The 13,812-nt window shown below is 33.6% G+C and carries 8 protein-coding genes; 2 read left to right on the forward strand and 6 right to left on the reverse strand.

Annotated elements, in window-relative coordinates; genetic code table 11:
* Positions 1-32: 32 nt before the first annotated feature.
* Positions 33-1,436, forward strand: a complete 1,404-nt coding sequence (locus ERL59_RS12650; RefSeq protein ID WP_160646585.1) for an N-acetylmuramoyl-L-alanine amidase — start codon at positions 33-35, stop codon at positions 1,434-1,436.
* Positions 1,437-1,505: 69 nt separating this feature from the next.
* On the opposite strand, the gene ERL59_RS12655 is transcribed toward ERL59_RS12650, so the two are convergent.
* Positions 1,506-2,801: a hypothetical protein gene (locus ERL59_RS12655; protein ID WP_160646586.1), complete on the reverse strand. Its 1,296-nt coding sequence runs from the start codon at positions 2,799-2,801 to the stop codon at positions 1,506-1,508.
* A 125-nt stretch (positions 2,802-2,926) separates the two neighbouring features.
* Entirely contained in the window at positions 2,927-3,631 is a 705-nt protein-coding gene (locus ERL59_RS12660; RefSeq protein WP_160646587.1) for a 4'-phosphopantetheinyl transferase family protein, read from the reverse strand.
* 103 nt (positions 3,632-3,734) lie between these two features.
* On the opposite strand from ERL59_RS12660, the gene ERL59_RS12665 reads away from it, so the two are divergent.
* Complete coding sequence (locus tag ERL59_RS12665) at positions 3,735-4,448, forward strand: thioesterase II family protein (RefSeq protein ID WP_160646588.1); 714 nt, start codon at positions 3,735-3,737, stop codon at positions 4,446-4,448.
* A gap of 165 nt (positions 4,449-4,613) precedes the next feature.
* On the opposite strand, the gene ilvE is transcribed toward ERL59_RS12665, so the two are convergent.
* The 4 genes from ilvE to ERL59_RS12685 are packed head-to-tail and all read right to left on the reverse strand — an operon-like array spanning position 4,614 to position 13,802.
* Positions 4,614-5,495, reverse strand: a complete 882-nt coding sequence (gene ilvE, locus ERL59_RS12670) for a branched-chain-amino-acid transaminase (protein WP_160646601.1) — start codon at positions 5,493-5,495, stop codon at positions 4,614-4,616.
* A 17-nt stretch (positions 5,496-5,512) separates the two neighbouring features.
* Positions 5,513-6,628, reverse strand: coding sequence for a 4-hydroxyphenylpyruvate dioxygenase (gene hppD, locus ERL59_RS12675; RefSeq protein ID WP_160646589.1), 1,116 nt, complete (start codon positions 6,626-6,628; stop codon positions 5,513-5,515).
* 14 nt (positions 6,629-6,642) lie between these two features.
* A complete protein-coding gene (locus ERL59_RS12680) occupies positions 6,643-8,013 on the reverse strand; it encodes an FAD-binding oxidoreductase (RefSeq protein WP_160646590.1) in 1,371 nt (456 codons plus the stop codon).
* Between the two features lie 11 nt (positions 8,014-8,024).
* Entirely contained in the window at positions 8,025-13,802 is a 5,778-nt protein-coding gene (locus ERL59_RS12685) for a non-ribosomal peptide synthetase (protein ID WP_328699948.1), read from the reverse strand.
* Between the last annotated feature and the right edge of the window lie 10 nt (positions 13,803-13,812).

The following is a 13,812-nucleotide window of genomic DNA, read 5'->3' on the forward strand; positions in this document are numbered from 1 at the left end:
TTAGAATATAAAATAGGGAGGAATTTAGCTTGATGGAAAAATGTAAACACACTATTATTTTCTTGATGATTCTTTTTGTGGTTTTTCCAAATTATGCTCAAGCTTTGAAAGTGGTCATAGATGCAGGACATGGTGGGAAAGATCCTGGTGCTTTGGGTGTTAATGGATTGAAGGAAAAGGATGTTAATCTAGACATCTCATTAAAAGTACGAAATATTTTAGAAGAACGTGGGCATGAAGTTATTTTAACCAGGGAAAGTGATATATACATAAGTTTGCAAGACAGAGTTAAATTTACAAATCAACAAAATGCAGATTTATTTGTATCAATTCATGCAAATGCTCATCACGATCCTTCCGTTAAAGGCAGCCTGGTAATCTACTATAATAATCAATATCCAGATGAGGATTACCCTGCTAGTAAAGCTATGTCTACTTTAACACCCTATAGTAGGACACTGGCACAATCCGTACTAAATGAACTGATAGGCGAAGCCGGGACGAAAGACCTCGGTTTAATGTCCAAAGCTGTTTATGTCGCTCGCATGGGCTCAATTCCAAGTATTTTAGTAGAAACAGCTTTTTTAAGTAATGAAGAAGATGCTGCTAAATTATTTGAAGAAAGTGAAAGACAAAAAATGGCCATAGGGATTGCTAACGGTGTTGAAACATTTGTACCTATTACTTTTTGGGATGCTTTGGATCACTGGGCGATAACTTCTATCATTCGACTTCAGGATAATGATCTAATCTATGGATATAACAATAGTTATGAGCCAAATAGATCATTAACCAGAGCGGAATTTTTAGCGATGATGGATCGTATTTTTTACTTTACAAGTGACAAATCTCCTGAAAATGAGCAAGAAACACATGAACCACTTGATAATTTGAGCGATGATCAAAACACTCCTATTTCAGAAGAAGAGACAGAATCAACTCAAGAAAATGACTTATCAGATCAAGACAATCGTAATCATGAGCAAAATAATTCAAACACAGATTTAAATGAAACCAATGAAAAAGAATCAACTTCAGTTTTATCAAGTAAGTTTGATTCTAATAAACAAACAAAAATAGAAACAAATGACTTTAAAGACCTATCCACTGATCATTGGGCTTTTGAAATCATTCAAGAAGCAGTGAATAAAGGATACATTCTAGGGTATCCAGATGAAACAATTCGACCGAATGAACCCATTTCAAGAGCTGAGGTTTCGGTCATATTTAATCGTATATGGAATGAAAATGAAATGACAGCAACTGAAGAAACGTTTTCATATGAAGATGTATCCGAGGAAAAGTGGTACGCTGAGTCTATTTATCTGTTAAAGGAACTTTCTCTTTTAAATGGAATAACCGAAAGCACCTTTGGACCTGAACGTAATATGACTCGTGCTGAATTAGCTGTTATGGTAGATAGATTTTTGTACTAATAAAAGCTCGCCGATGGCGAGCTTATTTTTTGATTTTATTTAAATAAGTTTTCACTTAGGAGAGAAAAATTAAAGAGATACAGATATCCTTTGTAGTAGATCCTTTTGCAAAATTGTATATTGCATTAAAGCAGTTTGGGTCTGCCAAAGTAATGAAGAGGATGGATTTTTCTGATAGTCCTCTAAAGAAATCATAGCAGTACTTAATGCACTATTCATTTTTTCAAACGTAGATTTAACTTCTTCTGGAAATCCGTTATTCATTTGTGGGATTAATCCTGCCCAAGTTTGATGGAGGCCTTTAATCGTCTCGAGAGAGCTATTTTCAAAGGGCGAAAAAGATTGATCCTTTAAATGTATTAAAGTTAACTCACTAATCGTATGAACAAGATTTGATCCTTGAGAAAAATAAGATTGGACAAGCTCTGCATCATTCCCATTATTCCATTTCATTTGTTGTATTGAAGGTATTTCATATGATTTAATATAAACTTCTAAATCTTCCTGCTGTAATTTATAACTCAGTAATAGTGCATCATCTCGATTTGTTGTCATTCCTGCAAAAACATAGTAGTTATCGTTTAATTCACTTACAGCAGCGAATCCATTGTTTGATAAGCCAGCTATTGCTTCCTCTGCTCCTTCCAAACTACTGAACACACCATTTTGAAGCATATAATAAGATTGAAGTGGTAAATTTAATGAAATTGTTCCATTTAAATTTACTACTGGCTGAGGACTAGACATGTTATTATTCTCATTTTCAATTACTTCATCAGATTCTGTGGGTGAGGTAGAGTCGATTTGTGATTGATTTAATTCACTAGCCGATTGTGGATTTTCAGAGAAAAAAGATAATACAAAAAACCCAAATGCAATTCCTACAATAATAGCTCCCGTGAAAGAGGTGATGATTTTAAACCAAGGTCTCTTTGTTTTTTTGAAATACCCATAGTGGTTTCTATTTTGATATGGGTTTTTTTGATATTCATTTGAGTATTTAGGATGTGAATCAAATCTTTCCAATAAGTCATCTTCACGATCTTTACCACGATGTTTATTATTAAAACCATTATTATTATCTTGATCTTGATACGTATCTGTTTCACGTATAAGCTGTTCTAATCTAGCAGTTTCAGCATCAAATGGGCTGCTCCATGCACCATAATCCGTTGTAAATTGATTTAATGGCTGTGAATCTAGGATAGAATCAGAAAGTTCATCTATAGTCTCTGTTTTATCTGATTTCTCTAACACCTTAAACTCATTTTTATTTAAGGATATAATCTCTTTTTGAGTTTCATTTTTCTTATTTATTTGATTTCCTTCCTTGTCAAAGCGATAGGTTAATCTTGCTTTATCCAAAACATATTCCCTCCTTGTCCAAACATTGTATATGAAAAGAATATGATAAAAATAGGAATAATATGATTAATTCAATGAATAATGAAGTTATTATTCTTAAACAAAAAATGTGTAAATCACAATTTTCAATGAATACGATTTATATGATTCAAAAATATATTACACGTGTCTATTAAAGATTGTACGCGTGGTATAGGTGGAAATTGATTGTTTAATGCACATACTGAGCATTTGTACAAATCATCTATTTCATATTGTTTAAAAAATACTCCTTTTAAAGGGTTTTCTGTAGTAAGCTGTATGACTTCATTCGTTTTACGAATACTAAATGAATCAAGAGGGATAGATAAACCTCTGCCATCTGTTTTAATATAACTTTCTTTTAAAGTCCACAAATCAAAAAAATAATTTAATTTTTGAGGTTCTTCTTTTGTTAATAAATCCACTACTTCCTGTTTTGAAAAAAAACGATCAGCGATTCCATAGTCGATTGAAGCAATTAGCTCTACGTCAATACCAATAATTGAACGATCGATTGCACAAGTCACCCAATCACCTGAGTGCGAAACATTAAAATGAAGTTGTGGAATTTTCATTACTTTTGGCTTGCCGTAGCTATTTTTTTCAAATACGATTTCATGGTTTTTAATATGTGTTAAATTCATAATTTCAGTTCGAATTAAAATTTCACCTAATAATGACCGATAAGCATCCTTTTTATTTCTAAATTTATTTAATTTATTTTGTTTTTCTTTAGTTAGATTTTTTAATAAATCAATATATAAACTATGTTCAATCTCTGAATCTACTTTCACAGCAATAATTTCCATTCTTTATACCTCATATCTTAAGTTTCATATCATTTTATTATATCTAAAAAGTTGGAAAATAAATACGATATGCTTTAAAATATATGGATGAGGTGATTTAATCATGATGAAATTATTCTGTTTTCCATACGCAGGTGGCAGCTCTGCTATATATAACAAATGGAAAAGATACTTTAATAACCAATCTATTGAAATCGTTCCAATTGAATTAGCTGGTAGAGGAACTAGAATGGGAGAACCTTTATACGACAATTTAAATGAAGCTGTCGAGGATGTTTATAAATGGATAAGTAAACAGATAGACTCTACACCATACGCTCTATTTGGACATAGTATGGGAAGCAAAATTGCTTATGAATTGTATTATAAGTTAATAAATCTGAATCATAATGAACCAGAAATGATCTTCTTTTCAGGAAGCTCAGCCCCACATTCTAAAAAAACGGACAAACAACAAGTTCATTTATTACCAAATGATGAATTTAAAAGAGAAGTGCTTGATCTAGGCGGAACTTCTGAGGAAATTTTTGATAATAGACAATTAGCAGAGCTCTTTGTTCCTATTATTAGAGAGGATTATAAAATTGTAGAAACATATCAATATAAGGAAAAACAAAATAAAATTAATTGTAAAACAGTGGTATTGTATGGGTTGCAAGATAAATACATAGATATTATTAAGGAATGGGATGAACTTACTGATTTGCCCTCAACCTACCATTTCATAAATGGAGGACATTTCTTTATCCAAGAAAATATAGAAAAAACAATAGAGGCTGTTAAAAGTCATTTATTTATAAATAACCCTCAAAGATAATAAACATCACTTACATAACTTAAATTGTGCTAGTAATCTAAAAAAACCATTCGGACTGTCTCAGAATTAAATTTTGAGACAGTCCTTTTTCTATTAAATTTAATTGATTTTAACAATTTCAAATTATGTCCAGCATAATGATGGATAAAGTGTTTTCAAAAGGATTTACTCTATTTTTTCTCCTTCAATTACAACATATTTTTTGAAATTTTCAAATAATTTAGTAGCATGTTTTCCAGGCTTACCTAAACCTATTACTCTTCCGTCTACTTTAACTACCGAAATGATTTCCGCAGCCGTTCCAGTCATAAAAACTTCTTCGGCAGTATATACATCGTATCTAGTGATTAACCCCTCTTCAACGTTATATCCGTATTCTCTTGCTAGATCAATCACAGTATTTCGAGTAATTCCTTCTAAAGCACCTTGAGAACATGGGGGGGTGATTAACTTGTCATTTTTATAAATAAATAAATTTTGAGTTGTACTTTCAGCAACATATCCTTCTGTATTTAAGATCAAACCATCTTGCATTCCAGCAAGTTTTGCCTCTATTTTTACTAATATATTATTTAAATAATTTAAAGACTTTACTTGTGGTGGTAAAGTATCTGCACGATTCCTCCTAGTTGGTACTGTAAGCACTTCCACTCCATTATCATAAAATTCACTAGAAAAAGCATTGAATTTCTCTGTTATAACAATCAATTGTGGATTCATACAAACAAATGGATCTAAGTTATAACGATCCCCTACTCCTCTAGACACAATTATTCGTATATACGCTGTATCTAAATGATTTTTCTTTAAAGTCTCAATTACAATATTTTTAATTTCATCATGTGTGTAGGGTATACTTATTAATAAGGAATGCGCTGAATCAAATAAGCGTCCAATATGTTCTTTTAGTTTAAAAACATTTCCATTGTAGGCTCTTATTCCTTCAAACACCCCATCTCCGAATAAATATCCTCTATCAAATACGGAAACTTTAGCATCCTCCCTATGTACATAAGTTCCATTCATAAAAATCCAATCACTCATTATATCTTCCTCCCTAAACGTTATAAATTGCCTCGCTTTTCTTGTTCTCTCTCTACTGCTTCAAAAAGTGCCTTTATATTCCCATTGCCAAATCCACGTGAGCCTTTACGTTGAATGACTTCAAAAAATAATGTAGGTCTATCTTGTATAGGTTGTGCAAAAATTTGAAGCAGATATCCTTCATCATCTTTATCCACTAAAATTTTATATTTTTGTAATTCTTCTATGGATTCATCAATTTTTCCAACTCGTTTTGGAAGCATTTGATAATAAGTTTCAGGTGTATATAAAAAATCTATCCCGTTTTCATTCATTTTTTTAACCGTTTCCAGAATATCATCTGTAAGTAAGGCAATATGTTGAATACCAGGTCCTTTATTGTATTCTAAAAATTCTTCTATTTGAGATTTTTTATCTCCTTCTGCTGGCTCCACAATCGGGAGTTTAACCTGTTCCGTACCATTCTGCATCACTTTTGTCATCAGTGCAGAATTGGAGGAACTAACCTCATCTTTTTTAAATGCTTTAAGTAGTTTAAAACCAAAGACATTATCATAAAAACTTACCCACGCAGGCATGTTATCTACACAGATGGCTAGATGGTCAATGCGAGAAATACCATTATTCTCTTGGAAACTACCATTGTCTATTGATTTATAACCTGGGAAAAATACTCCTCTATAATCTTTTTTTTCTACAATTGTATGAGTGAGATCACCCAAAGTTCCAACAATCGCTTTTTTTACAGTGCCATATTTATCGCTTTCTTCATAAGGGGGTTGAATACTTCTTGCTCCATTAGACACTGCATTTTCATATATTTCATCTACATCATTTACACGAAATGCGATATCTTTTACTCCATCTCCTCTTTTTTTAACAAATTGTGAAATAGGATGTTCATTAAAATGTGAGCTGCTTACTACAATGCAAGTATTTCCTTTTTTTAATACATAGGATGTACGATCACGATCCCCTGTTTCTAAACCACTATATGCTACGATTTTCAAACCTAAAATTCTACTATAAAAATAAGCAGATTGTTTTGCATTACCTACATAAAGCTCTATATAATCAATATCTTCTATCTCTTGTTTATTGAGCTTATTTATAATTGATATCATATTTTCTCTCATACTGATCGCTCTCCTTATTTTTTAAAAATTTTACTAGGATTCATAATATTATTAGGATCAAAAAGTGACTTTATTTGTCGCATGTATGATACTGAATTTCCATGTTGTTTGTACATATATTCAATCTTCCCAAGGCCAATACCATGTTCTCCACTACAAGTTCCTCCATTTTTCAATGCATAATCAACAATTTGTTCATTTATTTTTTTATAGAGGCCCACTTCACTCTTATTTTCTGGATCTACTGAAAAAACGGCATGAAAGTTTCCATCACCCACATGACCTAAAATCGCACATTCAATATTAGAATGATCCATGATCTTTCTTGTTTCTTTAATTGCATTTGGCAAAACAGTTAATGGTACACACACATCTGTTGTCATCAGTTTTTTTTCAGGATTCAATGATTTGATTGCAAAGGCTACTTCGTGCCTAATCTCCCATAAATTCTCCCTTTCTAAATCATTCGTAGCTAATTGAATATTTAAACAACCTTCTTCAATCAAAATCTCTTTTGCAAGCTCATAATCATGATGAACTATGTCTTCGTTTCCACCCAACTCCAGAAATAAATAGGGGGCAATTGAAAAGTTTCTTGATTTGTATCGATTGATCGCTTCAATCGTCCTTTCATCTATCAATTCAACCCTTTCAATCGATAAATCTCTTTTTTTCATATTCACTACTGCATTCGATGCTGAAATTAAATCTGTAAACTCCACCAATGCTGTTAGTTTATATTTAGGGATATTATAAACACGTAAAGTGATCTCGGTAAAAACCCCCAGCGTAGCTTCAGAACCTACAAATAGATTTGTTAGATTATATCCAGAAGAAGATTTAAGATACTGCCCCCCTACGTTCAACTCTTCACCATTTGCTAAAATAATTTGCATTCCTAATACTTGATCTTTCATAGATCCATACCTGACACTATTTGTACCACTTGCATTAGTAGAGACCATTCCACCAATGGAAGCATCTATTGCTGGATCTATTGGGAAATGTAAAAGATGTTCTTTTAAAGAATCATTTAATTGAACTCTAGTTACCCCAGGCTCTACTTTGACAAGAAAATTATCAGGTTGTAATTCAGTGATTTTATTCATTCTTGTCATATTCATAGATATCCCACCTTCTATAGGAATTACCTGGCCTTCTACACTGGTACCCAAACCAAAGGGGACAACAGGTATTTTATTTTCATTTGCATATTTTAATATTTTTATAACATCAACCTTATTTTCCGGAAAGACTACAACCTCTGGTAAATGAGAAGGGTGGTATGATGATTGATCCTTACTATGATCCAATAGAATATTTAACTTTTGACTAACATGATTTTCATTTTTAAAAAATTGATAAAGATCTTGATATAAGTTCATTTGTTTTACCCCTATTCATTGTGATCATTTTGATAATTCACTTCAATCTCTGATTCTAGTTCTCCAAATTTCACTTGAACTATCAGGTTTTCTCCTGTTTTAAATGTCACAAAACCTTTAGAATCAACAAAACCTTTATCTTTGTTCAAAACGTTGTAGATCGCTAAATGTCTTCCTGAAAAGACCATACCGTTATCCATTTCTATGATCGGATTGATTTCCACGATCCCCTCTTCTTCTAATTGTGAATGGGTTAGATAATGATTAATAAAACCTTTTATAAAATTAACTTTCAGATCCATTTTTACAGCTATCGTTGGTGGTTTTTGACCCTTAAATAAAATCAAGGCGTTTTTCACTCTCTTTTCCCAAGCCAATTCATTGTGTAATGCACCCTCTTCTAAGTAATAAAATAAATCTCTTCCATAGATAAAACCTTGTTTTTCTAACTGATCAATGTAATGTGCCTCATAAGGCTCTTCTACATTCCCCATATCAAACCATATTTTTAGTTCTGGTTTTGCTTTATTCTTAAGATCTTCGTAAATCGCTCGCTCACCTACCCACAAAGAAGGAGATAGGGCTCCAACCATAGAAAATACATCAGGATGTGTATAGGCTGACCATAAGGCATGAACAGCGCCTAAAGACGAACCTATGATGGCTCTATTTTCTTTGGTAGGAATCGTTCTAAATTGTTCATCTATACAAGGAATTATCGTGTTGATTAAAAACTCAGCATATGCTTTAGCCTTTGAGCCATCCGTATTTAAAAATCTATCATTGTATGGTATATATTCTTTGGCACGATGTTCGTTGCCGTTATAAATCCCTACAACGATCATTTCCTCGACAAGCCCTCTTTCGGTTAATTCCTTCAGTGTTTGATCTACTTTCCAGCCTATGGATTCCACGGTGTCAGCAAACACGCTCTGTCCATCGTGCATATAAACGACTGGATATCTTTTATTAGTTGAAGCATAGGAATCAGGTAAATAGATTTGTAGATTTCGCCCTTCTACTTCTAACGTAAATACTTCCGTTCTAGGTTTTTCAGCTATAAAATTGTCATTTTCCATTAAGTTTTCTATTCTTTTCGCAAGCTGTTCAATCGTTGGGTATGAAAATATGTCACGTAAGGTCATCGGTACCTTCATTTCATTTTGCAATTTAGCTATCAAAGACATTGCTTTTAATGAATGTCCTCCTAATTCAAAGAAATGTTCTTGAATACCGATCGAATCTACTCCAAGCACTTCTTCCCATAGATAAACCAACTGAATCTCAATATCATTTCTTGCGGCAACATACTGTACACCTGAATGGTTTCCTTCTGGTTCAGGTAATGCATTTCGATTCAGCTTCCCATTTGCAGTGAGTGGAAGTTTTTCTAGTTGTATAAAATACGAAGGAATCATATAGTTTGGCAATTTTTGTACTAAATAAGTCTTCACTTCAGATATATCCAGTTCTTGATCCGAAACAAAATACCCGCATATTATTTTTTCACCATTTTTCTGTTCTCGAACTATAACAGCGACTTCTTGAATCGCTGGATAGGTAAGTAGATGACTTTCTATCTCTCCAAGTTCAATTCTATAACCTCTTATTTTCACTTGGTGATCTATACGACCTAAAAATTCGATATTACCATCAAATAACCACCGAGCTAAGTCTCCTGTTTTATATGCTTTAACACCTTGTTTTTGTTTAAGAGGATGATTTACAAAAGATTTTTTCGTTTTTTCCAGATCATTTAAATAACCTTCTGCTAAACATTCACCTGAGATATAAATTTCACCTGGAACACCAATAGGGACCAAATTCTGATGTTTATCCAGTATAGAGATATGTGTATTTGAGATAGGTTGACCAATTGGGATTTTGTTTCCTTCTAATCCTGTCACTTGGTAATAGATGCACCCGATACTTGCTTCAGTTGGACCGTATAAATTAGAGATTTGGATCGTGCCAAACCTTTTTTGAAAAGTATAAATGGTTGAAGAAGTAATTTCTTCCCCTCCAATAATGATACTTTTTAATGAAGATAACTTATGATGAAGACTCTCATTGTGCTCTAACTGTTCTACAATCATGTTAAATACAGATGGTACAAAATCTGTTAATGTTACTCCATACTTCTCAATCGTTGAGGAAACATCTTCTGCAGTCAAATTCATAGATTTAGATGGCATTACCGTTTTCCCACCATTGATCAACGGCCAGAACAACTGCCACACAGCACTGTCATATACATGATTTGTTGTTTGTAATACAGATTGTGAGGACGACTGCTCAAAGTAATCATTCATCCAACTAAACCGATTCGTAATTCCTTTATGCGGAACCTTCACCCCTTTTGGTTTCCCAGTCGAACCAGAAGTATAAATCACATAAATGATATCATCTGGATGCATATTGAAATCTGGATTCACAGGTTCCTCACATAATTTATTCTGATCAACAAGTATACAAGGCACATCAAAATGCTCTTGTTGTAAATATGACTCTTTATTCAATAATAAAACCTTACTTTTTAATTCATTAAGAATATGACTGCTTCTCTCAATTGGCCAATTCATATCCAAAGGAACAAAAGCTGCACCTGTCTTCATCACTGCAAACAATGAAATTAAAAGCTCTATACTTCGATCCATAAGTATAGGAACAAAGGAACCCTTACCTACATCGTAGGATTGTAATGTCTTCGCTAAACCGTTTGCTTTTTCATTTAATTCCAAGTAATTTATACTTTCATCTTCATATTGGCCTGCTAAGGAATGCGGCGTCTTTTTCACTTGTTCCTCTATCCATCGATGGATCATATTATGTTTTGGATAATGAACTTCTGTATCATTGAACTCCACTAACAATTGATGTTTTTCTGACTCAGACAAGATATTTAACTCACGTAAAGTCATTTCTGGCTGCTCTACTATCTTCTCTATCAAATATCTCAAATGCGTAATCATTCGTTCAATCGTTTCTTTCTTAAATAGTTTCGTACAATAATCTATACTCAAGATGAGCTCCCCGTTACTTTCAGTTGCTGTAAGTGTAAGGTCAAATTTAGAAATCCTATTTTCTATTGGATACGGCCCAAAACTTAGATTTTCTATGGTTATTTCCTGCATCTCTACATTCAATACATTAAATAACACACTGAACAATGGATTTCGACTTGTATCTCTTGTTAAGTTTAGCTTGTCAATCAATTCTTCTAACGGATAACTCTCGTTTTCCATCGCCTGTAACGTCGTTTCTTTGACTTCTGCTAAGAAAGATTGAAACGTTTTATACCCTTTAGGTACGTTTCGTATTGCTACCGTATTTACAAACATTCCTATTATAGACTCAACATCCGCATGATTTCTCCCAGCCACAGGTGAACCGACAATAATATCTTCTTGTCCTGCATATTTGGATAACAAAGTCATATAAGCTGCTAGCAACACCATATAAAGCGTTGTGTTCGTTTCTTGCGCCAACTTATTTATTTTTTGAGTTAAATTCTTATTCCAATAAAATTCAAACGTCTCTCCTTCGAAGCTTTGCATCGCAGGTCGAGGGTAATCTGTTGGTAATTCCAATACAGGGATATCACCTTCAAATTGTGCTAACCAGTACTGCTCTTGTTTTTGCATCTCTTCCGTTGCTTGCAGACCCTGCTGCCACTCTGCAACATCTTTATATTGAATCCGTAGATCAGCCAATTTGTTTCCTTCATAAAGCTGAATAAAATCTTGAATGAAAATATTCATAGACACACCATCGGAAATGATATGATGCATATCTAAGAACACTAGGTGCTCATCTTGAGTTATTTCTATTAAATTCACTCTCAATAAGGGTGCCTGACTTAAGTCAAAAGGCTTTATAAAACTTGATACCAGTGATTCTAATTCGTATTTCTCTTTTTTATCATAACGAACCTCAAACTCTATTTCTGAATGAATACGTTGAGCAGGTTCTTCTTCTACCATTTCAAAAGAAGTTCTCAAACTTTCATGGCGAGAAATCAAAGCTTTAATTGCTTTTTCAAATCGTACTCGATCAAACTCTCCTTTAACTGTCAACACCGAAGGCATATTATAACTTATTTCAGCACCTTCTAACTGTTGTAATACATACAACCTTTTTTGAGCAGAAGAAACTGGGTACAGCTCTTTTATTTTGGCCTGTGGAATCGAACTGTGCTTCCTTTGTTTTAACTGCTGAAACTGTTTCGTTAATTGCTCAATAGTTGGATATGCAAATATATCTTTCAAAGTCACGGTAACTTGCATTTCCCTTTGAATCTTAGAGACTAAGTACATCGCTTTTAATGAATGTCCTCCGAATTCAAAGAAATTGTCCTGAACACCGATTGAATCAATTCCCAGCACTTCTTTCCATAAACCAACAAGCTGCCTCTCTATTTCCGTTCTTGGTGCAGTATGCTCTACACTTGAATGGGTTTGTTCTGGATCAGGTAAAGCATGTCGATCTACTTTTCCATTTTTTGTTAAAGGCATGTAATCTAATTGTACCAAGAAGGATGGAACCATATACTCTGGAAAAGAGTTTAATAAATACCCTCTTACTTCTTTTGGTTTTAAATCATTCGATGCCACATAGTATGCACATAAGAATTTACTTCCCTGCGTATCCTCTTCTTTTACAATCACAATGACTTCTTTGATTTGCTCATGGCTTAAGAAATGGGCTTCAACTTCTCCTAATTCAACACGGTATCCACGTATTTTCACTTGATGATCCATACGGCCCATGTATTCAATATTACCATCCGGCAACCATCTTGCTAGATCCCCCGTTTTGTACATTCTCTTTCCTCTCGTAAATGGATGCTTTACGAATCTTTCAGCTGTAAGATCAGGTCGATTCAGATACCCTCTTGCTAGGGAATCTCCGGCAATATACAAATCTCCAATGATTCCAACCGGTTGTAAGTTGTGATATTCATCCATAATCATCAACTCTGTGTTGGATATTCCTTTTCCGATCGGTGGAACAGATGAGACATTCTCACCTGTGATCGTATAGGCTGTCACCACATGTGTCTCAGCCGGACCATAATGATTATGAACTACAACAGAATGTTGTCCTAGATGCATTTTTAACTCATCCGATATTAATAGTTGCTCTCCAGCGGTAATGACATGTGAAACAGATGCAGGCAATTGAGTCAAAATATCTGAATCTGATGAGATAAACTTCAACAAGGCTGTAGGTAGTATTACAACATTTACTTGTTCTTCAAGAATAAAGTTAAACAGTAAATCCGTATCTTTTTTCATTTCTTCCCCAACTATATATAGTTCTCCCCCTGCTAGTAAAGTTGAGAACATTTCCTGATAACATGCGTCAAAACTTAATGTAGCGTATTGCAGCACTTTACTATTAAATGGTATTTGTGTATGATCCAATTCATAATAGACTAAGTTCACTAATGTTCGATGTTCTAACATGACCCCTTTGGGTTGACCTGTTGAACCTGAGGTGTAAATAACATAGAGTAAATCATCTCCACTTGATGGTAAACCTAAATTAATTGTCTCCTCAAGTTCAAGGCTTGGATCATTCATAATAATGATATGACCATCAAAAGAAACACTTTCAATCCACTCTTTATCGGTTACCATGATGTTCATTTCACTATTTTGCAACATATAATTTTTTCTTTCTTCTGGGTAATGAGGATCAATTGGTAAAAAAGCTCCTCCTGCTTTTAAGATGCCTAATATTCCGATGACCATCTCCAAGGAACGTTCCATCATTAGACCTACCACTTCATCTTTT

The organism is Chengkuizengella marina (assembly GCF_009910845.1).
Classification (GTDB): Bacteria; Bacillota; Bacilli; order Paenibacillales; family KCTC-33759; genus Chengkuizengella; species Chengkuizengella marina.

Excerpts from the sequence above, each read along its gene's own strand:
- ERL59_RS12650 (WP_160646585.1), top strand. The coding sequence starts at position 33 with ATGGAAAAATGTAAACACACTATTATTTTCTTGATGATTCTTTTTGTG.
- ERL59_RS12660 (WP_160646587.1), bottom strand. The coding sequence starts at position 3,631 with ATGGAAATTATTGCTGTGAAAGTAGATTCAGAGATTGAACATAGTTTA.
- hppD (WP_160646589.1), bottom strand. The coding sequence starts at position 6,628 with ATGAGAGAAAATATGATATCAATTATAAATAAGCTCAATAAACAAGAG.
- ERL59_RS12665 (WP_160646588.1), top strand. The coding sequence starts at position 3,735 with ATGATGAAATTATTCTGTTTTCCATACGCAGGTGGCAGCTCTGCTATA.
- ERL59_RS12680 (WP_160646590.1), bottom strand. The coding sequence starts at position 8,013 with ATGAACTTATATCAAGATCTTTATCAATTTTTTAAAAATGAAAATCAT.